The sequence below is a fragment of the Mycobacterium branderi genome, assembly GCF_010728725.1.
GTDB classification, from domain to species: domain Bacteria; phylum Actinomycetota; class Actinomycetes; order Mycobacteriales; family Mycobacteriaceae; genus Mycobacterium; species Mycobacterium branderi.
This window is the reverse complement of record NZ_AP022607.1, coordinates 487,798-509,184: the sequence shown is the minus strand read 5'-3', so window position 1 is coordinate 509,184 and position 21,387 is coordinate 487,798. Positions and strand designations below refer to the sequence as shown.

The window sequence follows — 21,387 nt, the reverse complement described above, 5'->3', positions numbered from 1 at the left end:
TGAGGCAAGTGGGTTTTACCAGCATCCTCTTCCCGGGTTCCGGCGCGCGGACTGGTGCGGACAACCCACCGGAGTGCTTTCCCGACCTACTCCTGGATCAAGTCATCGGCGCGGCGACAATCGGGCACGCCGAGGAGCATCTCGACCAGTTCTTCTACGCGCCATTGCACGGCGTGGCGACCGTCGAGTATCGGCAGCAGGTCTTCCGCGACCTCGATCACGACCACATACGCCGACCAATCGACAATTTCGTCGACGGCATGCGGACGATGCGAAACCGGCTGCAGCAGGCCAAGAAACTGTGGCATCCACTGCAGCAGCAGGGCTGGTTTATCTACGCCGTCGAGGCTTACTGCGCCGCGATGGCAATGCTGCGCGACGATCTCGCCCGCATCGAGGTGGCTTCGCCCGGGTTGCGGGATGTCGCCGATTACCTGGCGCGCTATGTCGACAGCGACACCTTCAAAAAATTGGTGGCTGACACCGAAGCCGTGCAGGCCGAGTTGCACAAGGTGCGCTACACCGTACATATCCAAGGCTTGCGGGTCCATGTCGACAGGTTCGACGGACAACCCGATTACAGTCGCGGGGTTGTCGCGGTGTTCGAACGTTTCGCCACCGAAGCACGCAAGGACTACCACGTAGCCCTTAAAGACTTCGCCGATATGAACCACGTCGAGGAGCAAATTCTCGACTGCGTGGCCAAGTTGTATCCGGATACCTTCAAGCTGCTCGACGACTTTTGCCGCCGAAACGAGCACTTTGTCGAACGCACTCTTGCCCGCTTCGAACATGAGGTTCGCTTCTACCTGGCCTATCGCTCGTTCATCGATCGCTTCACTAAGGCCGGACTTGCCTTCAGCTATCCCGATGTCACCTCGGAAGCCGGTGCTGTGTACGTCGAGGATGCCTTCGACCTGGCGCTGGCGATCAAGTCGATCGACGACGGCAAGCCGGTCGTGTGCAACGACTTTCGGCTATCGGACGGCGAGCGGATATTCGTCGTCACAGGCCCTAACCAGGGCGGCAAAACCACATTCGCCCGAACCATCGGGCAGTGCGCATATCTTGCGTCACTAGGCTGTCCGATCCCCGCCAGCCGTGCACGGTTCATGCTTCCCGACCGGATCTACACCCACTTCGAACGGCAAGAAACCCTGGCGACGTTGCACGGCAAGCTCGACGACGAGCTCGTGCGGATTCATGACATCCTGTCCCGCGCTACCGACGCCAGCATCATCGTCATGAACGAAAGCTTCTCGTCCACCACTGCCAACGACGCACTGCTGATCGGCACCGAAGTGCTCGAGCGCATCATCCGACTGGGTTGCGTCGCCGTCTACGTCACCTTCCTCGACGAATTGGCCAGTCTCGCCCCGGCATGCGTAAGCATGGTTGGCGGAGTAGCGGAAGACGACCCGACACGACGAACATTCAAATTCACCCGCCGGCGGGCCGACGGCCTTGCGTATGCCGCGGCGTTAGCCGACAAGTACGGACTCAATCACGACGTCCTGCAGCGAAGGATCAGCCGATGAAAGTTCGCTTGCTCCATCCCGATCGCCACATCACCTTCGAGCCACAGCTCCCGTGGCAGCTGCAGGATCTCATCGACGATGACCTCGAACTTTCGCGACTCTACGACGCCATGGCGGCCGGTGATCCATTTCTGCTGGAGACGGCCAAGAAAGTGGTGCCGGTCAACGTCACCGATCCCGATGTGATCGTTTACCGCCAACAGGTGCTGGCTGATTGCCTGGCGAATCGCGCTGTGGTCCAACAGATGTACGACGTCGCTGTCGACGGAGTCGAAGTACGGCGCAAGGTCTTTCTCGGCGGGCTGATGGCCCGGCATCCGGAGGCGATCTTGCGTCGCTCGGTTCGCGTCCTCGAGTTTCTCACCGAGAATCTCAAACAACTGCGCAGCCTCTGTGATCAGCACGGCGATCAGTTTCGTTCTGCTGGATTTCGCCAGTTGCTGGCGATGGTCGGCGAGCAACTGTCCGACGACTACCGGAGCCAGCTCGACGAGCACCTAAGCGAACTGCAGCTACCGCGTGGTGTCCTGCTGAGCGCTCAGCTCGGGCTGGGTAACAAGGGCGAACGGCACATCCTGCACCAGCCGCCCAAGCGAAGCTGGTGGGAAAAGCTGACCGGAAACCTCAACGACAGCTATGGATTTGTCATCGCAGACCGTGACGAGGCAGGGGCACAAGCCCTCACTGAATTGGCTGGGCGTGCCATGAACGATGTCGCCAACGCCGTCGCACAGTCCGCCGACCATGTGCAGGGCTTCTTTGGGCGGCTGCGCACCGAACTCGCGTTTTACCTCGGCTGCCTGAATTTGCACACGTGGCTCAACGAATTCGGCGTCCCGACGTGCTTTCCCGTCCCGACCCCGATCGAGTCACCACAGTTCGAATGCCGTGACCTGCGGGACGTGGGTCTTTGTCTGGCCAGCGCAAAGAAGGTGATCGGCAACGACATCGACGCCGACGGCAAGTCGCTGATTGTGATCACGGGTGCCAATGAGGGCGGTAAGTCGACATTTCTGCGCAGCCTGGGCGCGGCGCAAGTGATGATGCAAGCCGGCATGTTCGTTACGGCGCAATCGTTGACGGCCAACGTGCGGAACGGCGTCTTCACCCATTTCAAGCGGGAAGAAGACGCCGGCCTCACACACGGCAAACTCGACGAAGAACTTGCCCGGATGAGCGCGATCGCCGACCACCTCGGCTCGACATCGTTGCTCCTGTGCAACGAATCGTTCGCCTCGACCAATGAACGCGAAGGGTCGCAGATCGCCCGGGGCGTCATTCACGCGATGACCGAGCGCGGCGTCAAAGTCGTTTACGTCACTCACCTTTACGACCTCGCCCACAGCCTCTATGTGCGCCACAATCCCGCCGACTTGTTCCTGCGGGCCGAGCGGCGTCCCAACGGTGCGCGCACCTTCCGACTGACGCCTGCCGAACCCGAACCCACCAGCTATGGCGAAGACTCCTTCCGGCGGGTCTTCGGCATGTCAGCACAGACGGCTGCCCAACCAGTGCGCTCCCATTGAGCTTTGTTAGGCAAGAGGATTGGGAATCATGATTTACCTGCTGACCGTCACCACTTTCGCGGATACTTGCACGGGTCACTCCGATTCCACCTCGGTCCACGAAAGTTACGAGAGCGCGCGTGCCGCTGCCGTCGGGACTGCATCCGTCGACAATCTGACAGTGGAAACGCGGCGCTGTTCAAGGGTGGGCGCGGAGGTGGTCGCCGCCAGCGGTGTATTCGTTGACGGTGACGGGGTGCCACTGTATGGGTTCCGCATTAAGTGTGAGTCGTGATCGGGACCCGCTACAGGTGAAACCGAGACGATAGCAATGGAAACGACGACCACCTGGAACATCTGGTGGTGGGTGATCCTGCCCTACATCGCGCTCGTCGTCTTCGTCGTCGGCCACATCTGGCGCTGGCGCTACGACCAGTTCGGCTGGACCAGCCGCTCGACCCAGCTGCAGGAGCGCCGGCTACTCAAATGGGGCTCGCCGCTATTCCACTACGCCACGTTCGCCGCGATCGCCGGACACGTCCTGGGCATCCTGGTGCCCAAGGAGTTCACCGACTGGCTCGGCATCCCCGAGACCTGGTACCAGGATTTCTCCGCCGTCGCCGGGTCGACCGCCGCCGTCGGCATCCTCATCGGCGCCGGCATCCTGACGTTCCGCCGCACCGCCATCCCCCGCGTGCGCGCCACCACCAGTGCCGTCGACTACCTGGCGCTGATCCTGCTCGGCATCATCGTGCTGCTGGGCATCTTCCTGACCCTCGGCATCGAGGACACCTCGCACTACGAGTACCGCAACACCGTCGGCGTCTGGTTCCGCAGCCTGTTCGCCTTGCACCCCAACGTCAAGGCGATCACCAGCGCCCCGTGGCTCTACCAGCTGCACGCCGTCGCGTCGTGGGCGATCTTTTTGGTGTGGCCGTTCAGCCGCCTGGTCCATGCGTGAAGCTATCCGCTGTGGTACTTGTGGCGGCCCTATATTGTCATCCGCAGCCGCGTCGCGAAGCAGCCCCAAGAGCCGGGCACCGGCGGGCGGAAGTGGCGAAAGATTGGTGTCCCTTACTGAGACCAACCTATCGCTGTGTTAATCCCGGGTGAGCCGGCAGTGTGTCATCCGATAGGGACGCCCGGCTTCGGCGCCCAGCCTGGCGATCTTATTCTGTTCGTAACCGGCGAAGTTTCCGTCAAACCAATGCCTCCATGTGAGACTGGCTCTGATGACTCACCCCGACGAGGCCGCGCGCCGGTCCTTGCTGTGGCGTGGATTTGCCCTTGAATACGCCACCCTGGCCTGGAACGTGGTCGGTGTTGTGGTCCTCGCGGTGGCGGCTATCGAGGCGAAATCGGTGGCCCTCGCCGGTTTTGGCTTGGACTCGTTGATAGAGATCGGCGCCTCCCTGGTGGTGATCTGGGAGCTCTCCGGAACGGGAGAAGCCCGTCAACGGTTCGCGTTGCGGCTCATCGGCGCCGGCTTCGGAGCGCTGGCGGCGTATCTGCTGGTGCAGTCAACGATGGTGCTAGTCACTGGCTTTCACCCCGATCACTCGTCTCTGGGCATTGGGTGGACCGCGATCACTGCAGTGGCGATGTTCGCGTTTGCGTTCGGCAAGACGCGAACCGGCGCCGTGCTGGGTAACCCGGTGCTCGCTGCAGAAGGCCGGGTAACCCTGATCGACGGCCTGCTGGCCGCCGCTGTGCTGCTCGGCCTGCTACTCAACAGCGTCATCGGCTGGTGGTGGGCTGACCCGCTCGCCGGCTACGTGCTCGTGCTCTACGCGCTGCGTGAGATCAGGGAAATTTTCTTCACGCCGATGCCGGCGCACGACTAAATCCAGCGGAGCAAGCGGTTCCGCAGCCGGGCGCCTTGGCTTTCGGTGACTAGCCTGCCGTTCCGCCCCGCTGTAACGTGGAAAGTAACCACGACAACTTGTTTCGCGGCTGGCGATGAGGCTCGCCACCCTCGCGCCGTCCGGCGCGCGCTCTGGTGCTCGACCCGGAAATCATCCTGGTTGATGAGCCTGACTCCGGTCTGGATCCGGTCCGCACCGCTTATTTGAGCCAGCTGCTGATCGACATCAACGCCCAGATCGACGCCACGATTCTGATCGTCACGCACAACATCAATGTCGCTCGCGCGCACGGTGCCCGACAATATCGGCATGCTGTTTCGCCGCAAGCTGATCATGTTCGGGCCGCGCGAGGTGCTGTTAACCAGCGATGAGCCGGTCGTGAAACAGTTCCTCAACGGCCGCCGGATCGGCCCGATCGGCACGTCGGAGGAAAAGGACGAGGCCACCATGGCCGAGGAGCAGGCTCACGTGGAGGCCGGCCATCACGGCGGCGGCGTCGAAGAGCTCACAGGGCTGCCGCCGCAGATCCAGCCCACTCCCGGCATGCCCGAACGCAAGGCCCTTGCACGCCATCAGGCCCGGTTGCGGGAGAACTTGGACACGGTGCCGCCCAAGGCGCGCGATCCAATCCTCGATTCCCTTGAGGGAGCGCGCAGCTAACCTAGCAAGTGCCAGGATCGCGGCCATTTGCGCCGACAAGGCCATGCGTCGCTGATAACGCACACCCTTTGCGGGTATCGATCGACGAACACCTTTTTGCGGCCCCTATCCAGGCACTTGGCGGGACTGTGGTGGTGGTCGGCGTCCCGGAGTTATCGCGGTGGTCGCGTTAGTGGACTGGTCGTCGGCCCGGGTGCCCCCGTGGGTTTGGGCGTCGGTGTGGGCGGTGCGACGACCAGTAGTCCGCCGGATACCCATTGAATGGTGATGGTGGCTTGCGGAAGTGCGGTCTGCAGGTCGGTTTGCAGGGTGGCGACGTCGGGTTGGGTTTGGCCGATCAGGGTGACGGTGATCGCGGTGGCGGAGCCGTCGACACTCAAGACTGTGGTGCCCGGTTTGGACGATGCCCATTTGGCGGCGGTGTCGCGTGCGGTAGCGAGTGCTGTTTGGGCGCCGTTGGATCCGACGGTGCCGGGGGTTCGGGTCCAGGCCAGGCTGACCGGGATGCGGTGGTGGTAGTGCGCATTGAGTAACGCTGCCAGGTTCTCGGAACTCTTGGGTGGGTGCGGCCCGGCGGTGGAGACAACCAACGTCGCGGCCTCATAGCTGAGCCCTTTCAAGCTCAATGATTGTGCGGCCAGCCACTTTTCGACTAGGGGGCTCAGCTCGTTCAGCGGCAGCTGCGGCGTGTCCGGCTGGTCGTGTTCGGGGTCGCGCATCGGTATCCACCCCAACTGCACGGTAACTGGGTGGCCCAGCGCCCGGCTGAGCTTGGCTGCCACCTCCTGTACCGGTGGGGGAGCCGTGGGGCCGGTGATGTCGGCTCGAATCGTGTTGTCGGAGGTCGTGATACGGCTGAGTCGGCTGCCCGAGTCGAGCAGATCGGTGATTGCTTGCGTGGCGACCTTGAGTTCGTGGGCCTGGCGGGTGACGGCGATGAAGCGCGGCGTGAGGATCAACGCGACAGCCAGCGCGCAGACGGCGGCGATAGCCAGAGAGGTAAGGATCTGGCCGCGCCGGGTGCGGAACATCTCGCTGGGAACCAAGCCGGTCAGCAGGAACACCACCGCTGCCATCAGCACAATGCCGACCAGGTTGGTCAGAAACAGCAGCGCCGCACCACGTGCCAAGTCGGGCTGACCGCGGCCTAGCAGCACGCCAATTGCCGCCAGTGGCGGCACTATTGCGACCGCTACTGCGACGCCGGGCAACGCGACGGAAATCTGTTTGTGCACGGTGGCGATCGCTCCCGCGGCGCCGGCGCCCAACGCAACCAGCAGGTCTCGAATGTCGGGGCTGGATCGTGCGACAAGTTGGGCGGGCAGCCCCGTTCCCGCCGGGGGCAACAAGATCGCCATGAGCCATCCCACCGCGATGGCACCCGCCACGGAAACCGACACCAGCGCCAAGCCGCGCACCAGTCGCGGTCCCCAGCCCATGATCAGACAGGTTGCGATGCCCATGATCGGCGACATCAGCGGCGCGATCATCATCGCGCCGATCACAACCGCGGCCGAATTCTGCAGCAGCCCGATCGCGGCGACCAGGCTGGACAGAAACATCAGGACTGCGAATCGCCCTATCGCTGCGCTCGACGGCGACACCATCAGGGCATCCATGACCGAATTGCGGTCTTCGTCGGGTAGCCGATAGACCGGCCACGACACTCTCGACACCAACCGCGTCACCGCGCCCGTTCCCACCGTCCCCCTCGATTTCGATCGATGTTGGCATCGGCTGCCCGCTGATGCCATCCATCAAACCGCTGCCAGGCGATGAGGCGCGTTCATCGACACGCCTTCGGTGGGGCGCGGTTAGTGACCGAGAAGGCATCGCTTTTGTTCGGTGAATTCTTCCTCGGTCAGAATCCTGGAGTCCCGCAGTTCGGCGAGTTCGCGCAGTTCTGCGGCGATTCCGGTCACCGGTCCGATCGGCGACCGCCGCGACGGGTTGGCACTTGCACGAGTCGGCGCGGACCTTTCCCTACGTCCCATTCCGGCGGTGCCGCCGAGGGCGCGGCCGGCCATGCTCGCCAGGGCCATCTCGCTGAAGAGCTGCCCCGAGCCCGCTGCGGCAACTTCCGGGGCCGCGGCGGCGGTGGTCATCGGCAGCGCTGCGGCGACTTGACGGAATGCCGGGGCCGCTGTTGCCCATGACTGCGGGACCGACAATGCACCGACCGAGGCGGCTTGGCCCATGCCTGCCGACACCGGTGGCCAGCCCCAGCCTGGAAACGGGGTAAAACCCGGGAAGACGCCTCCGGTGTCTATCTGCGCGGCCTGCAGAGCAACAGCTACGCCAGCCGAATCCACACCAAACGAGCCGGCCGAATCTATCCCGAACGAGCCGATGAGGTCGGCCCCGAGGCCGGCCGCGGCCATGGTCAACGCGGGGCTGGCATCGAGGGCAGGTGCGGCCAGCGGCGCGAGCGCATCACCCGGAGTCGATGCCGCTGCCAGGCTCTGCAGTGCTTGGGGCGCTGCCGAGATTGACGAGACAGCGGTGGGCACACGCGTACCGGCGGCAGTACCGGTCGCGTGGGCCACGGCGGCGGCCTGACTGGCCGCGCCGCCCGGGTTGGTGGCCTGATCCGGCGGGGCGAACGGTGTCAGCTGCGAGGCGGTGGCCGCGCTGCCGGCATAGCCATACATGGCCGCGGCATCTTGGGCCCACATTTCGGCGTAGTGCGCCTCCGTGGCCGCGATTGCCGGGGTGTTTTGACCTAGGAAGTTGGTCGCTACCAGCGTCGCCAACTGAGTCCGGTTGGCGGCGACGACCGGTGGCGGCACGGTCATCGCGAACGCGGTTTCGTAAGCGGCGGCGGCGGCCTTGGCCTGGGTAGCGGTCTGCTCGGCCTGGGTTGCGGCGGTGTGCATCCACGCCGCGTACGGAGCGGCCGCACCCGCCATAGCCGTTGATGCGGGCCCCAACCACCCCCCGGTCAGCTGGGAGATCACCGCTTCATATGCGGCGGCTGCCGAGCCCAACTCCGCAGCGAGCCCGTCCCAGGCCGCGGCGGCGGCCAGCACCGGTCCGGACCCGGGACCGGCATAGATTCTGGCGGAGTTGACCTCCGGCGGCAACATCGCGAATTCCATTGCTGCCCAGTCCTTTAGCTGGCGGCAATGGCGTTGGCCGCCTCGGTGGCCGCATACGAGCCGGCGCTGGCGGTCATGGTGGCCACGAACTGTTCGTGGATCGCGGTGGCCTGGGCGCCGATCGCCTGATACAGCTGAGCCTGGGCGGCGAATCGCGCCGCGGTCAGCGCCGACACCTCATCAGCGGCAGCAGGGATTACGCCGGTTGTCGGGGCAGCCGCGATCGCGTTTGCGGCGCTCACTGCCGAGCCGATGCCCTGTAAGTCGCCGGCCGCCGCCGCCAGCATCTCCGGCTGCGTGGTCACGAACGACATCTGTTCCTCCTAACGTGGCGAAATAGCGTTCCCCCAACACAAATGGCGCCGAAACGGCTCGCCGAGCGGGCGGTCGAGGGCATCCGTCACACCGATGTGCCCACAGCGGGCTCCCGCGGATAGGCGGTCTTGCGCTGCGAGGCAGACACGACGAGCCGCAGTTCCGGGTATCGATGTGATGCAATATGCCACTGCCGGACCGTCTGTTCGATCCAGCCGCGTCCACACCCTTTGCACCTGACCTCCAGTTTCCGTCGCGCACCGACCCATCGGCTATTGGGTCTGACACCCATTCGGCGGGGGAGCAGACCCGTATGGACAAACCTCCACCGCCCGGATCACCCTGGTGGCATGACGCGTCGAGCAGCGGTCATCAACGCGACGCGACGACGAGCGCGGATCCCGGCAGGTGGCCTGTTCCGGTGGGTCGTGTTGATCAACGGTCTGATCTTTACGTGCGGCACGCTGGTGCTCGTCATGTCACCGGCAACCGTGTCGTGGCCCGTCAAGCTCACCGAGATCCCGGTTCTTGGCGTGGGGTTGGCGGTCATGCTGAGCGCCAACGCGCTGCTGCTGCGGTCTAGGCTTGCGCCCCTGGATCGGCTCGCCGCATCCATGTGGCGGGTGGATCCGCCCCGGCGCAGCGCCCGCCTACACGACCGGGGTGACCTACAGCACCTCATCACATCGTTTAACGCCATGCTGGACAGGCTCGAATCAGAGCGCACGTCCGCAAGCGCAGCGGCGCTGGCCGCGCAGGAGACCGAGCGTCAGCGCATCGCGCGGGAGTTACACGACGAGATCGGCCAGACCCTCACCGTGGCGCTGCTCAGCCTCAAGCGGGCGGTTGACCGCGCACCCCCGGAGATACGCCGGGAGCTCAAGGGCACGCAGGAAACGTTGCGGGCCAGCCTCGATGAGATGCGTCGCATCGCTCGGCGGCTGCGCCCGGATGCGCTCGAAGATCTTGGCTTGCCGAGCGCGTTGCACGCGCTGTGCAACGAGTTCACTCAGGCGAGCGGCGTCGGCGTCATCAAACACATTGCGCCGCAAGCTGACCGGCTCAGGACCGATGTCGAATTGGTCTGCTATCGGGTCGCTCAAGAAAGCTTGACCAACATCGCCCGCCATTCCGGCGCCGACAAGGTTTGGTTGGACTTGCACACCGCCGCAGACGAACTCACCCTGCGGATCGCCGACAACGGAAAGGGCGGGGCGGTCTCCAACGGGGCAGGAATCCGCGGTATGCGCGAGCGCGCCATGCTCGTCGATGCGACCTTGGCAATCACCTCACCGAGTAACGAAGGGACCGAAGTCAGACTCGTGGTGCCGCTAACGACCGGTCAGGGCCAGTGATGGTGCCCGCTCCGGTGCGCATCCTGCTCGCCGACGATCACGCATTGGTGCGAAGCGGCCTGCGGATGATCCTGGATGCCGAACCTGACCTGCGCGTCGTCGCCGAGGCCGCCGACGGGTGCGAGGCCCTTGCGGCCCTCGACGGCACCCCGGTCGACCTAGCCATCCTCGACATCGCGATGCCGCGGATGACCGGGCTGCAGGCTGCGCGGGAGATCAACCGCAAGTACCCGCTCGTGCGGATGCTGATTCTGTCCATGCACGACAACGAGCAGTATTTCTTCGAAGCGCTCAAGGCGGGCGCATCTGGCTACGTTCTCAAATCGGTGGCAGACCGCGATTTGCTTGAGGCATGCCGGGCGACCATGCGCGGTGAACCGTTCCTATATGCCGGGGCGGTGACAGCGCTGATCCGCGAGTATCTCCGGCTGGCACAGCACGGAGACGCGTTGCCCAACACCATTCTCACGTCACGCGAAGAGGAAGTGCTCAAACTGATCGCCGAGGGCTACTCGGCCCGTGAAATCGCGATACCCTTGGCATTAGCGCCAAAACGGTGGACCGGCACCGAACCAATACCCTGCAAAAGCTCGGCCTGCGCGACCGCTTGGCACTCACCCGATACGCGATCAGGACCGGCCTGATCGAACCCTGATGGGCGTTGATCGCAACTACTGGCAACTGCGTTCGGAGACGACAGCCTTCGCTAGGCTCCCGGCCCCGGCGCAGACCCCTCCAATGTAGGCCTTGACCACGTCACGTGCGGACACCTCAGTGCCTTTCGGTAGCGCGGCCAGCCATGCGAGAGCATCGTCGCGTTCATTGTCGGCGTACACCCGGACTGGAAACGGCAGCCAGGCGCCAATGCCGTGCGTTGACGTCCGAATCCAGCCGATGTCGCTCGTAACCGCGCAGCCGTCGAGCAGCTGCACGTAAGCGAATCCCAGCCGGGCGTCCGCCCACAGTGCACCTGGCGTGATGCGCTGGAAGCTCGGTCCGAACTGGTACAGCAGGCGCAACCGGCTGCCCGTTCGTCGCGCCCGTTCGACCATCGGTGCAAAGGTCCGCCGGTAATCTTCGGCCGTCACCGTCCCGACGGCCTCCAGGCCCTGGATGCCGTGGGGCATGTCCGTAAGTTCCTTCAGCACAACGGCTCTTCTTTCAATGTGGATTAATGCGGAGACACAGCTTACTAGTGCAACTATTGCATAGTGCTACTATAGCTGATAACTCCATCTTTGGAGGTTGGCTTATGAGGGTCGCCATTGTCGGCGCCGGAATCGCCGGACCGACGCTCGCGTACTGGCTATGGCGTTACGGCCACGAGCCGACGCTGATCGAGAAGGCGCCGCGGCTCCGCACGGGCGGGTATGCCGTCGACTGTTGGGGTGGCGGATATGCCGTCGCTGAACGAATGGGGCTCACCGCCGAATTGCATCGCACCGGTTATGCGGTTCAGGACGTGCGTCTGGTGGACCGGAACTCGCGGGAGGTGGGGGGCTTCTCGGTGGATGCATTTCGGCGCAACGTCGATGGCCGGTTCGTCACTGTGTCGCGTGGTGATCTTGCGGCGATGATCTACCGCTGCATTGACGGTCATGTCGAAACCCACTTCGGTGAATCGGTCTCGGCCATCACTCAAGATGACTCGGGGGTACGGCTTACTTTCGAACGCGGCCGGCCACGGATATTCGACTTGGTCGTTGGCGCCGGAGGCATCCATTCGCCGGTGCGCGATTTGGTGTTCGGGGCCAAAGCAGCATTCGAGGCCGATCTCGGTTATCGAGTCGCCGCGTTCGAAGCCGAGGGTTATCGGCCGCGCGACGAACTCGTCTACCTCGCGTACAACGCACCGGGGCGGATGGTGGGGCGGTTCGCGATGCGCGACGACCGGACGCTGTTTCTGTTCGTTTTCACGGCCGATCACATGAGCGGACGTGATCCGCAAAACTCGGCTGAGGTCAACAACACACTGCGTGACGTCTTCGGTGACGCCGGTTGGGAGTGCCCCGAGATCTTGCGCGAGCTGGACGGTGTCGCCGATGTGTATTTCGACCGGGTTAGCCAAATCGTCATGGACCGCTGGTCGCAGGGGCGGGTGGCCCTCATCGGCGATGCCGCGGCCGCGGTCTCGTTGCTTGCGGGCGAGGGTGCGGGGCTTGCGATGGTGCAGGCCTACGTATTGGCGGGCGAGCTCAATCTCGCAGGCACCGATCACCAGGAGGCATTTCGCCGCTATGAACGCCGGCTGCGGCCGATAGTTGAGGCCAGGCAGCGGTCGGCTCGGGGCTTCGCTGCGATGTTCGCGCCGAAGACGTCGATGGGTGTATGGGTCCGCAATCAGGCGTCCAAACTGCTGAACGTTCCGCAGGTGGCCGACTGGGCCGTCCGACGCGAGTTTCGCGACGACATCGAGTTGCCCGAATATGCCGTCTAGATGCCCGCGAGGCGATTCCTATGTCCAGAAATGCGCGGTTTATCGGGGTACTTCGGCGGGTACGTCATCGCCCGAGCGCTATGCGGGTACCGGTAAGGCATGGAGGCGGCAGTGCGCGGAGTAGCAGCCGAAGTACGGCGCCCAAGGACGTCGGGATATTGCTGCCTGCCCCTGCCGGAAAACAGGGCGATCACGGCGCGCACGCGACGGCCTGGCATTGAGGCGTATCTGCAACGCCGACGACACCGGCAATGGCGCAGCCGAGGCTCCTGACGCAAAGCAATCTAGCGCCAGTGCATGCCGGCTGCGGTCACTAAAGCAGTTAGCAGTCGGATATCCGTTAACCGCTGCTGACCAGTCATGCACTGGCACGTAAGCGAAATCGCCTGTAGTAGACCAGTCTCTCGCGGAGGCGGGCTGCGTCGTTCACATTTAAGGCCTCAAGGTCTGCGTTGACTGTTGAGGCTGTCCCAAGAGGCGGAGGTGACAGAAAGCAAGCTGATCCTGAAAAGTCCGGGGCGGCAAAACGGTAGCTGATACTCGGTCCGACAACGCACTGCCTGCGTATGCGACTTACGTTGCCGCCCAACGAGTTAGGATTACGTCGCACCGCTGGTGACGACGTCGATCAAATGCGCTTGCCAATGCTTGTATCTGACCAAAGCGGCACCCAAACATCTTGAAACCCAACAATATTCATGTTTCGATAACAACAGGGGCGGGTAGGTCGCGAAGGTCGAAGTTGACAAGATCACATGCTGTCCTGGCGAGGGGGTGTGGCGTTGGATTACGGGGCGTTACCGCCGGAGATCAACTCTGGTCGGATGTATGTCGGTGCCGGGCCGGGGCCGTTGTTGGCTGCGGCGGCGGCCTGGGATGGGTTGGCGGCCGAATTGCATTCCACGGCAGCGTCTTACACCTCGGTGATCTCGGGGTTGACTGCTGGCTGGCAGGGTCCGTCGTCGGCGGCCATGGCAGCGGCGGGCGCACCGTATGTGGGATGGATGAGCGCTACTGCGGCGCAGGCTGAGCAGACTGCTAACCAGGCCAGGGCAGCGGTGGCCGCCTACGAGGCGGCGTTCGCCGCCACAGTGCCGCCGCCGGTGATTGCGGCCAATCGCAGCCTGCTGATGTCGCTGACTGCGACCAACATATTCGGGCAGAACACCCCGGCGATCGCGGCCACCGAGTTTCATTACGCGGAAATGTGGGCCCAGGATGCGGCCGCGATGTATGGCTATGCCGCCGGTTCGGCAACCGCCTCGCAGGTGACGCCGTTCACGCCGCCACCGCAGACCACCAACCCAGGCGGCATGGGTGCGCAATCAGCAGCGGTCGCTCAAGCCACTGCAACGGCGGCCGGCACGCAGGCGCACAGCGTGCCGCAAATGATTTCTGCGATGCCTCACGCGCTGCAAAGCATGGCCACACCGGTTTCTGCTGCAGCGCCCGCGGCGGCGGCGGATCCGCCGGCGCCAACGCAGCTGTTTGGGGTGTTGCAGAACCTCACCATCGGGTCGCTATCGCCGCTGTCGCTTTTTGGCACACCGGGCACCGGTTATCTGTTGGGTATCCAGAGCTATCTGCTACCTCAGGCCGCGGCGAATTTGACGTCGGCGAACGAACGGCTTCATCGCGACCAGACCAAGTTGGGGCTCATTTCGGCCGAGCCGGGTTCGGGGGTGCGGATGATGAGCGCCCCGGGGAGTGCGGTTTCGGCAGGCATGGGGCGCGCCGGTGCGGTCGGCGGCTTGTCGGTGCCGCAGGGTTGGGCGACAGCCGCTCCAGCGATCAAGGAGGTTGCCGCGGCTTTACCTCAGTCGAGCCTGTCCGCTGCACCTGCCGCATTGGCGGCAGAAGGTCAACGAACGGTGTTCAGCAATATGGCCCTGTCGAGTTTGGCCGGGCGTGCCCTGGTTGGTACCGGCGGCGGTGCTGCGCGCCCGGTCAGCGTAGCCGGCGCAGGTGGCACGGCTGCAGCAGCGACGACGGCCAACATCTTCGTGATACAGGAGGCAGACGAATGATGGCGCACCGACGGGGACGGTATCCGGAAAAGCCCTGTGGCCGCGGGCTTTTAGCTCAGTTGCGACTCCGCCTCGATCCACCGCGGATTGGCCCCGAACAGTACTGTGGTCGACCCAGCATCCACCAGCCAAGGCACGGCAACGTTTGAGATCCACACCCAGGAAACGGAGGAGAAAATGTCTTTTGTCACCACACAGCCCGAACTATTAGTGGCGGCCGCCGGCGATTTGACCGCTGCCGGCTCGGCGATGAATGCCCAAAACGCCGCTGCGGCGGCTCCTACCACAGGGATTCTTCCCGCTGCGGCTGACGAGGTTTCGGCTCTGACCGCAGCTCAATTTTCCACGCACGCCCAGATGTATCAGGCCGTCAGCGCTCAGGCCGCGGCCGTTCATGAGATGTTCGTGAACACGTTGGGGGCCAGTGCCGGATCCTATGCGGCCACCGAGGTCGCCAACGCGTTGGCTACCGGTTAAGGGGCGCTGCAATGGATTTCGGGTTGCTGCCACCGGAGGTCAACTCCGCTCGGATGTACGCCGGTCCCGGATCGGGCTCGATGATGGCTGCTGCAGCCGGCTGGGACGGGTTGGCCGTTGAATTGCGGTCAACGGCAGCGACCTACTCCTCGGTGATCTCGGGTTTGACTGCGACATGGCAGGGCCCCTCCTCGGCGGCGATGGCGGCAGCGGTCGCACCGTATGCGGCGTGGATGAATACCACCGCCGCGCAGGCCGAGCAGGCGGCCACGCAGGCCAGGGCGGCAGTGGCCGCCTATGAGACCGCGTTTGCCGCGACGGTGCCCCCGCCAGTGGTCGCCGCGAACCGCAGCCAGTTGATGTCGCTGGTCGCGACCAACGTCTTTGGGCAAAACACCGCGGCAATCGCGACCACCGAAGCTCAATACGCCGGCATGTGGGCCCAAGATGCCGCTGCGATGTATGCCTACGCCGGTCAGTCCGCGGCCGCCAGCCGGGTGACACCGTTCACCCCGCCGCCGAAAACCACCGACCCGAGCGGGGTCGCCCGTCAGGCCGCAGCGGGGGGACAAGCCACCGCCACCGCGGCCGGCACGAACACCCAGTCGACGTTGTCACAGGCGATGATGGTCACCCAACAGGCCTTGACGAGCCTCGCGGCGCCAGCCGCCGCTCCGGCCGCAGTTGACCCACCGTCGCCCATTTCAACGCTACTGAGCCTGTTGAGCTCATCGTCGCCGTTGTCAACGGGCGCATTGCTTTTCGAGGCGGTAGGCAAGGGCATCCTGCCGGCTAACGACACCATCATCAGCATCATCATGGGCCTGACAATCGGCGCCCGAACCCTCAACGACAGCGCGGTCGCATTAGAGCCGGCACTGCTATCCGGGGCCGGCTGCGGGGAGTCCCTGACAGGACTCAGCGCGGGCGCCAACGGACTGGGCGCAGCCTCGGCCGTATCAGCAGGCGTGGGCCGTGCCGGCTTGGTGGGGGCCTTGGCGGTGCCGCCAAGCTGGGCCGCGGCCACCCCAACGGTCAGGCTGGCCGCCGCCGCGTTGCAGGGCACCAGCGCTGCCGCCGCACCGGCCGTCAGTGCGCAGACCGCCGGAGTCCTCGGTAGCCAGCTAGCCCTGGCCAGCTTGGCGGGCGCCGCCCTCGGCGGTAGCGCCCCCTGTTTCATCAGTAAAACCACCACGCGGATAGGCCGCGCCCTCTCGGACAAGGACTCCGAAAGCCAGACGCCGGACAAATTCAAACGCGCCCTTGCCGAAGCCGCACAGAAGCCAGAGTCGGTGCAGCACTGGCACACCGACAAAGAACACCTCGACGACCTTTTAGATCAACTGTCGAAAAAGCCCGGCCTTCATGCCGTACACGTAGCAGGCACACCCAAGACCACCGCGCTCAAAGCAAAGTGGGGCTAACCATGATCGGTTGGGCCGCCGAGCTTGGCTCGGACCGAATAACCCAGGATAAGGAGAGACAAGAATGCCTACCCGGTTTATGACCGACCCGCACGCCATGCGGGACATGGCGGGCCGTTTTGACGTGCACGCCCAAACCGTCGAAGACGAAGCCCGCAAAATGTGGGCCTCCAGCCAAAACATCGCCGGAGCCGGCTGGAGCGGAACCGCCCAGGCCACCTCCTACGACACCATGGGCCAAATGAACACCGCATTCCGCAACATCGTCAACATGCTCCACGGTGTGCGCGACGGACTGATCCGCGACGCGGGCAACTACGAGGCCCAAGAACAAACGTCCCAGCAGATCCTGTCCAGCTAGAGGCGATCGCAAGCGCGGCGCAGCCGGGCGCGGCGGGTCGCCGACCAGACAACGAGGAGAAACCACCATGACCATCAACTACCAATTCGGCGACGTCGACGCCCACGGCGCACTGATCCGCGCCCAGGCCGCCTCGTTGGAAGCCGAACACCAGGCCATCATCCGCGATGTCCTTGCCGCCGGCGACTTTTGGGGCGGCGCCGGCTCCACGGCCTGCCAGGAGTTCATCACCCAGCTGGGCCGCAACTTCCAGGTCATCTACGAACAGGCCAACGCCCACGGCCAAAAAGTCCAAACCGCCGGCTCCAACATGGCCTCCACTGACTCCGCCGTCGGCTCCAGCTGGGCCTAACCGCAGAGGCTTTCGTACCATATCGTTTGGCTTCGCTACTCTGCGTTGTCCGCGAGGGGTCGATATGGGCGATCGTGTGTTGCGGGCTTGCGACTCACGAGTGTGTTGGCTCAGCGAGTTCTTGCAGCACAACACAATCCGCACCGGAACCACCGCAGCAAGTGGCATCGGCCACTTTGATGAATTCAGCGATGCTGTGCTCGAGCGCTCGTAGTTCCCGCAGCTTCTCACGCACCGCAGCGAGATGCGCATCCGCCAGATCTCGGGCGTGCGTGCAGGAACGTTCGCTGTCGTGCATCAACGTTTCGAGGATGCGGACCTGCTCGATAGGGAACCCGAAGTCTCGGCAACGCCGGATAAATGTCAATCGGCGCACATCGTCGTCGCCATAGCGGCGCTGACCTCCCGCGCGGCTGGGGTGCGGCAGGAGGCCGGCATCCTCGTAGTAGCGGATAGTGGACGCGGTTGTGCCGGTCGCACGCGCCAGTTCGCCAATCTTCAGGTCCATGAATACTGCTCTCACTTACGCTCTTGAACTTCAAGCGACTTGAAGGGGCATTCTGGAAGCGTGAGGCTTGGCCTGCAGGGATGTCAATACGCTGGAAGCGATTAAGGAGCCAAGATCACGATGGACATTGACTCGACTGCGGTTGCCTGCACGCTGGCAGCAACCGACCGCAAAAGTAGGTTGGCATGGATCAACGAGCTCAACGCGGCCGCGCTACGCGACCACCGTCGCGATGGCTCACGGATCGAACTCGCCTACGACCCTTCGTCGGCACCCCGAGTACGAGAGCTCGTTGACCGCGAGAAGGAATGCTGCCCGTTCCTGAGCTTCACCATCCGGGAGGAAGACGAGGCGTGCATCCTCGTAATCGAGGCGCCTGGAGACACCGGTACTGCCGCCGACGAACTATTCGCGGCCTACGTCGATAGAGGGCCCATCGGTGGACCCTAGACCGCAGGATCTTTGGAGTGGCTGGTTGGCGTGCTCGAGGTCATGAACGAAAGTTGGGGCAATGTTCTCGGCATACGGGCAAGTGGAAAGCTGAGTCGGGCAGACTACCGCGACGTGCTCGCGCCGCGTGTCCGATTGTTGCTCGGCCAATTTCGGACGCTGCGGGTGTTGTTTCTGATGGACGAGGCGTTTGAAGGTTGGAGCTTGGGGGCCGCCTGGGCCAACACCGTCTTCGACGTGAAGCACCGGCGGAATTTTGAGAAGATCGCAATCGTCGGCGCCCCCAAATGGGAGGAATGGTGCGTGAAAACGGCCGCGGCACTGTTGATCCGCGGCGATTTGCAGACCTTTGATAACTTTCAACTGATCACAGCATGGGAGTGGCTGCGGGCGTGAATGCAACGATCCGACGGGCCTCGACCCTAGTTCCCTGGGCGCAGCCTACTTCATTGGCGGGTAAGGAATTTGAGCCCCGAAGACCACGAATTGTGTTGGTCGGACGAGCCGCCTCGGCCCGATCGCCACAGTATGCGCCGAATAAGCTTGCCGCTGGCATCGGTCAGCGTGTGGACCCTTACCTTGGGGCTGCTCCTCGTTGGCGGCTGACTGGTGTCGCGGGTTTGCGCGCACGGACTCTGCACAGTCATCTGGGGCTCGATCCGACTGTGTAGGACTGTTTCCGGTTAGTTGGATCGAGGCGGTTTCGAGCAATCGGAAACAAACGTAACGGCGTGAACGGGCAGTCGCACATGGGGACTTCGGTGTCTGCTAGTCGTACTCGTAGCTGGCGATCGCGGTGAGTTCGGCGCGGACGGCGCCATTGCTGATGGGAGTGATGGTGTGGGCATGGCTGATCCCCACCAGGCGGAAACTGTCCAAGTTGGTTTCTGCCTCGCGGATGTGCTGATCAAGCACGCGAGTCACGGTGGCTAGCGCCGCTTGGAGCGTCCCCGCTGGCTCTGGGCCCGTCTTGACCGATGTCGCGTGAAAGGTGCCGTAGGCCAAGGTCTTTAGTGGCTTGGATGGTCGGCGTGAACGACCTGTTGGGCGATTTGGGCGAGGGGGACGTTGGATTCTTGCGAAAGGCGCCGCAACAGGTCGAAGGCGGCCACCGCATCGATTCTGTAGCGTTCCATGAGCATGCCTTTGGCTTGGCCGATGATGTCGCGGGAGGCTAGCGCACTGCGGAATTGTTCGTCGCGGCGCTGCATGTTCCATACCAGTGCGGCGTGGGTGGCGAAAACCAGTCCCAGTTCGACCGATTCGTTGTCGAAGACGTTGATCCCCTCGGAGAAGAAGTTGAGCGCGCCGACTGCCTGATCTTGACCGAAAAGCTGAAAACACAGCATCGATCGGATTGGTGTCTGTGCGATGGCGTCAGCACAGTAACGCGGCCAGCGGTCATCGACGGCTAGGTCGTCGATGCGGATGGTTTGGTGAGCCCAGGCGGCCGACAAACACGGTCCCTCGCGGTGTCGGCGTTGAATATCGTCGAGGATGAGTGGGTAAGAACCGGTGGCAGCAGCGGTCTCGATATCGCTGCGACGCCTGGTGACGGTGATGCCCGCGTATTGGGCGCCAGGCACCCATTGGACTGCGCCTTCGGTCAGTTCGTCGAGCAGCCCCTCGGGAGGCGTGAGTTGGTGCAGATCACGCACCAGCTCCGCCAGCCGTTGCAATTGGCCTTGCCGGGTCGTCGACAGTTCGTCGGGATTCGACACTGGTCGAGTGTCTCTCACAAGTCGTCGGTGAAGAAGCAAATCTTCACCGTCTGATCAACTGGAATTTCAAGGTACTGGCTGTGCTAAAGCGCGGCGGAGTTGCCCGGTGCGGGCAGCCGAAGGTGCGCCTGGATCGTCGTACTGCTGGTGGTGGTGTGAGTGCGGACCAGATCCGCTATGGCGTTGACCAGAAACAGGCCGCGGCCACTGGGGTCCTCGAATGGCTGGCGGTGCCCGGCTAGCGGATCGTCGAGTCGACCACTGTCGCTGGCCTGGCAGACGACATGGTCGTTGTGCTGCCACAGGGCCAGCTTGCAAGCGGCGCCGGTGCGTTGCAAGCTGTTGGTGGCCAGCTCGGTAGCGATCACCTTGAGGTCGGCGACACGTGCTGGCGGCAGCCCCAGTGAACGGCCGTATTCGGCGACAAACAAGCGCGCAGCACTGAGCTCTGTCAGTGCCGTTACCGTGAAGGTGCTCGCGGTCGGGTCGGTGGACAGTGGCTGGTTGTAGCGGGCCCATGCTTCGTCCGGGGCGTAGTCGTCGCTGGGGTAGGTCGATCCGCCGTCGCACACCCACGGGTGGGTTGTGCGGGCGTCGGCGAGCACGCGCTCATCGAGTTGGCCGGCGTCATAGGGGCACGCCGCTAACACTTGGCGGCCGGCGAACGCCCGATTCACTAGGACCTCGTGTTCGACGCACGCGGGATATTCCTCGGCGCTGCGGGCAGGCCACACGGGTTCACCGACCATCCGTACGGGCCGACCGGAGTGCATGGCGACAAACGCGCTGAGCACCCCAAGGATCCGCCCCGGGTTGCGGCCCACCTCGGTGATGTCGGCCAGCGTCACCTCTGCGGCGACGGCGCCCAACGCCTCGCGCAGCACCGCCAATTTATCTGGGGTGGCGCCGATCAGCACAGGCTCACCGAGGGTGATCCCGTCAGCGATGATGGGCAATACCGCATCGAGGTATTCCTGCTCGTCGCGATACAACAGCGCGCAATGCGTAGGGCGTGGACGCTCGCCGTTTGAGCTCACGGACATGGGCCAGCCGCCATATCGGCCGCTTCGCCGGTGCATCCCGACCTCATGTGAGCCAAGGTTATCGCAGACGCGATGACCGTCATGAGCAGAGCTTTACCCACGTTGATACTGGCCGAAACTGGTTCTACGGCGTTGCCGCCCGCGCCTGCGTGCGGCATGTCAAGTGGCGCGCGAATCGGGTTGTCCGTAGAGCAGCGCGATGGTCGATTCTTGCTCTTGCACTTTAGTTCTGAGCTGCCGAATCTCGTTGT

General features: G+C 63.8%; 21 protein-coding genes and 2 pseudogenes. 15 read left to right on the top strand and 8 right to left on the bottom strand.

Annotation, left to right across the window (positions count from 1 at the left end; all coding sequences use genetic code 11):
* Nucleotides 1-8 precede the first annotated feature (8 nt).
* The 5 genes and pseudogenes from G6N47_RS27480 to G6N47_RS27460 all read left to right on the top strand — a co-directional run.
* The gene (locus G6N47_RS27480) at nucleotides 9-1,538 is read left to right on the top strand and encodes a MutS-related protein (protein WP_083134047.1); all 1,530 of its coding nucleotides are present in this window, start codon (nucleotides 9-11) and stop codon (nucleotides 1,536-1,538) included.
* On the top strand, nucleotides 1,535-3,064 hold the full coding sequence (locus G6N47_RS27475) for a MutS-related protein (RefSeq protein WP_083134046.1): 1,530 nt from the start codon (nucleotides 1,535-1,537) through the stop codon (nucleotides 3,062-3,064). The genes G6N47_RS27480 and G6N47_RS27475 overlap by 4 nt, the downstream gene beginning before the upstream one ends.
* Before the next feature lie 310 nt (nucleotides 3,065-3,374).
* A complete protein-coding gene (gene narI, locus G6N47_RS27470; protein ID WP_211281514.1) occupies nucleotides 3,375-4,004 on the top strand; it encodes a respiratory nitrate reductase subunit gamma in 630 nt (209 codons plus the stop codon).
* A gap of 271 nt (nucleotides 4,005-4,275) precedes the next feature.
* Nucleotides 4,276-4,887, top strand: a complete 612-nt coding sequence (locus G6N47_RS27465) for a cation diffusion facilitator family transporter (RefSeq protein ID WP_083134044.1) — start codon at nucleotides 4,276-4,278, stop codon at nucleotides 4,885-4,887.
* Between the two features lie 143 nt (nucleotides 4,888-5,030).
* Nucleotides 5,031-5,568, top strand: a pseudogene (locus tag G6N47_RS27460) (ABC transporter ATP-binding protein); the annotation flags it as partial.
* A 152-nt stretch (nucleotides 5,569-5,720) separates the two neighbouring features.
* On the opposite strand, the gene G6N47_RS27455 reads toward G6N47_RS27460, so the two are convergent.
* The 3 genes from G6N47_RS27455 to G6N47_RS27445 all read right to left on the bottom strand — a co-directional run bounded on the left by G6N47_RS27455 (nucleotide 5,721) and on the right by G6N47_RS27445 (nucleotide 8,980).
* Nucleotides 5,721-7,271, bottom strand: a complete 1,551-nt coding sequence (locus tag G6N47_RS27455) for a DUF389 domain-containing protein (RefSeq protein WP_232080444.1) — start codon at nucleotides 7,269-7,271, stop codon at nucleotides 5,721-5,723.
* 111 nt (nucleotides 7,272-7,382) lie between these two features.
* Complete coding sequence (locus tag G6N47_RS27450) at nucleotides 7,383-8,666, bottom strand: PPE family protein, SVP subgroup (protein WP_083134042.1); 1,284 nt, start codon at nucleotides 8,664-8,666, stop codon at nucleotides 7,383-7,385.
* 14 nt (nucleotides 8,667-8,680) lie between these two features.
* A complete protein-coding gene (locus tag G6N47_RS27445; RefSeq protein WP_083134041.1) occupies nucleotides 8,681-8,980 on the bottom strand; it encodes a PE family protein in 300 nt (99 codons plus the stop codon).
* 351 nt (nucleotides 8,981-9,331) lie between these two features.
* Here G6N47_RS27445 and G6N47_RS27440 point away from each other — a divergent pair, with 351 nt between their 5' ends.
* Together G6N47_RS27440 and G6N47_RS27435 are read left to right on the top strand one after the other, a co-directional pair.
* Entirely contained in the window at nucleotides 9,332-10,336 is a 1,005-nt protein-coding gene (locus G6N47_RS27440; RefSeq protein WP_083134040.1) for a sensor histidine kinase, read from the top strand.
* Between the two features lie 71 nt (nucleotides 10,337-10,407).
* Nucleotides 10,408-10,991 (top strand): annotated as a pseudogene (locus tag G6N47_RS27435) (response regulator).
* A gap of 16 nt (nucleotides 10,992-11,007) precedes the next feature.
* On the opposite strand, the gene G6N47_RS27430 reads toward G6N47_RS27435, so the two are convergent.
* A complete protein-coding gene (locus tag G6N47_RS27430) occupies nucleotides 11,008-11,484 on the bottom strand; it encodes a SpoIIAA family protein (RefSeq protein ID WP_083134039.1) in 477 nt (158 codons plus the stop codon).
* A gap of 104 nt (nucleotides 11,485-11,588) precedes the next feature.
* Between G6N47_RS27430 and G6N47_RS27425 the strand changes: the two genes are divergently transcribed.
* The 6 genes from G6N47_RS27425 to G6N47_RS27400 all read left to right on the top strand — a co-directional run bounded on the left by G6N47_RS27425 (nucleotide 11,589) and on the right by G6N47_RS27400 (nucleotide 17,414).
* A complete protein-coding gene (locus G6N47_RS27425; RefSeq protein WP_083134038.1) occupies nucleotides 11,589-12,773 on the top strand; it encodes an FAD-binding domain in 1,185 nt (394 codons plus the stop codon).
* Between the two features lie 782 nt (nucleotides 12,774-13,555).
* Nucleotides 13,556-14,800, top strand: coding sequence for a PPE family protein (locus tag G6N47_RS27420; protein ID WP_083134059.1), 1,245 nt, complete (start codon nucleotides 13,556-13,558; stop codon nucleotides 14,798-14,800).
* Nucleotides 14,801-14,977: 177 nt separating this feature from the next.
* Nucleotides 14,978-15,277: a PE family protein gene (locus G6N47_RS27415; protein ID WP_083134058.1), complete on the top strand. Its 300-nt coding sequence runs from the start codon at nucleotides 14,978-14,980 to the stop codon at nucleotides 15,275-15,277.
* A gap of 11 nt (nucleotides 15,278-15,288) precedes the next feature.
* Complete coding sequence (locus G6N47_RS27410; RefSeq protein WP_083134037.1) at nucleotides 15,289-16,701, top strand: PPE family protein; 1,413 nt, start codon at nucleotides 15,289-15,291, stop codon at nucleotides 16,699-16,701.
* A gap of 64 nt (nucleotides 16,702-16,765) precedes the next feature.
* Nucleotides 16,766-17,062: a WXG100 family type VII secretion target gene (locus tag G6N47_RS27405; protein ID WP_083134036.1), complete on the top strand. Its 297-nt coding sequence runs from the start codon at nucleotides 16,766-16,768 to the stop codon at nucleotides 17,060-17,062.
* Nucleotides 17,063-17,129: 67 nt separating this feature from the next.
* Nucleotides 17,130-17,414: a WXG100 family type VII secretion target gene (locus tag G6N47_RS27400; RefSeq protein WP_045384667.1), complete on the top strand. Its 285-nt coding sequence runs from the start codon at nucleotides 17,130-17,132 to the stop codon at nucleotides 17,412-17,414.
* Nucleotides 17,415-17,508: 94 nt separating this feature from the next.
* Here G6N47_RS27400 and G6N47_RS27395 read toward each other — a convergent pair whose 3' ends face one another.
* Entirely contained in the window at nucleotides 17,509-17,922 is a 414-nt protein-coding gene (locus tag G6N47_RS27395; protein WP_083134035.1) for a MerR family transcriptional regulator, read from the bottom strand.
* Between the two features lie 120 nt (nucleotides 17,923-18,042).
* On the opposite strand from G6N47_RS27395, the gene G6N47_RS27390 reads away from it, so the two are divergent.
* Together G6N47_RS27390 and G6N47_RS27385 are read left to right on the top strand one after the other, a co-directional pair.
* Entirely contained in the window at nucleotides 18,043-18,372 is a 330-nt protein-coding gene (locus G6N47_RS27390; protein ID WP_232080443.1) for a hypothetical protein, read from the top strand.
* 30 nt (nucleotides 18,373-18,402) lie between these two features.
* The gene (locus G6N47_RS27385) at nucleotides 18,403-18,768 is read left to right on the top strand and encodes a SpoIIAA family protein (RefSeq protein ID WP_083134056.1); all 366 of its coding nucleotides are present in this window, start codon (nucleotides 18,403-18,405) and stop codon (nucleotides 18,766-18,768) included.
* Between the two features lie 372 nt (nucleotides 18,769-19,140).
* On the opposite strand, the gene G6N47_RS27380 is transcribed toward G6N47_RS27385, so the two are convergent.
* The 3 genes from G6N47_RS27380 to G6N47_RS27370 form a co-directional block, all read right to left on the bottom strand.
* Nucleotides 19,141-19,287, bottom strand: coding sequence for a hypothetical protein (locus tag G6N47_RS27380; protein WP_163659932.1), 147 nt, complete (start codon nucleotides 19,285-19,287; stop codon nucleotides 19,141-19,143).
* A gap of 95 nt (nucleotides 19,288-19,382) precedes the next feature.
* Nucleotides 19,383-20,093: a GAF and ANTAR domain-containing protein gene (locus G6N47_RS27375; protein ID WP_232080442.1), complete on the bottom strand. Its 711-nt coding sequence runs from the start codon at nucleotides 20,091-20,093 to the stop codon at nucleotides 19,383-19,385.
* Nucleotides 20,094-20,176: 83 nt separating this feature from the next.
* Nucleotides 20,177-21,136: a sensor histidine kinase gene (locus G6N47_RS27370; protein ID WP_083134054.1), complete on the bottom strand. Its 960-nt coding sequence runs from the start codon at nucleotides 21,134-21,136 to the stop codon at nucleotides 20,177-20,179.
* Between the last annotated feature and the right edge of the window lie 251 nt (nucleotides 21,137-21,387).

What these genes read in the sequence shown, in the direction of transcription:
- G6N47_RS27410 (WP_083134037.1), top strand. Translation starts at nt 15,289, where the DNA reads ATGGATTTCGGGTTGCTGCCACCGGAGGTCAACTCCGCTCGGATGTAC.
- G6N47_RS27465 (WP_083134044.1), top strand. Translation starts at nt 4,276, where the DNA reads ATGACTCACCCCGACGAGGCCGCGCGCCGGTCCTTGCTGTGGCGTGGA.
- G6N47_RS27440 (WP_083134040.1), top strand. Translation starts at nt 9,332, where the DNA reads ATGACGCGTCGAGCAGCGGTCATCAACGCGACGCGACGACGAGCGCGG.
- G6N47_RS27475 (WP_083134046.1), top strand. Translation starts at nt 1,535, where the DNA reads ATGAAAGTTCGCTTGCTCCATCCCGATCGCCACATCACCTTCGAGCCA.
- G6N47_RS27450 (WP_083134042.1), bottom strand. Translation starts at nt 8,666, where the DNA reads ATGGAATTCGCGATGTTGCCGCCGGAGGTCAACTCCGCCAGAATCTAT.
- G6N47_RS27390 (WP_232080443.1), top strand. Translation starts at nt 18,043, where the DNA reads ATGGACATTGACTCGACTGCGGTTGCCTGCACGCTGGCAGCAACCGAC.
- G6N47_RS27445 (WP_083134041.1), bottom strand. Translation starts at nt 8,980, where the DNA reads ATGTCGTTCGTGACCACGCAGCCGGAGATGCTGGCGGCGGCGGCCGGC.
- G6N47_RS27425 (WP_083134038.1), top strand. Translation starts at nt 11,589, where the DNA reads ATGAGGGTCGCCATTGTCGGCGCCGGAATCGCCGGACCGACGCTCGCG.
- G6N47_RS27370 (WP_083134054.1), bottom strand. Translation starts at nt 21,136, where the DNA reads ATGTCCGTGAGCTCAAACGGCGAGCGTCCACGCCCTACGCATTGCGCG.
- G6N47_RS27400 (WP_045384667.1), top strand. Translation starts at nt 17,130, where the DNA reads ATGACCATCAACTACCAATTCGGCGACGTCGACGCCCACGGCGCACTG.
- G6N47_RS27395 (WP_083134035.1), bottom strand. Translation starts at nt 17,922, where the DNA reads ATGGACCTGAAGATTGGCGAACTGGCGCGTGCGACCGGCACAACCGCG.
- narI (WP_211281514.1), top strand. Translation starts at nt 3,375, where the DNA reads ATGGAAACGACGACCACCTGGAACATCTGGTGGTGGGTGATCCTGCCC.
- G6N47_RS27405 (WP_083134036.1), top strand. Translation starts at nt 16,766, where the DNA reads ATGCCTACCCGGTTTATGACCGACCCGCACGCCATGCGGGACATGGCG.
- G6N47_RS27415 (WP_083134058.1), top strand. Translation starts at nt 14,978, where the DNA reads ATGTCTTTTGTCACCACACAGCCCGAACTATTAGTGGCGGCCGCCGGC.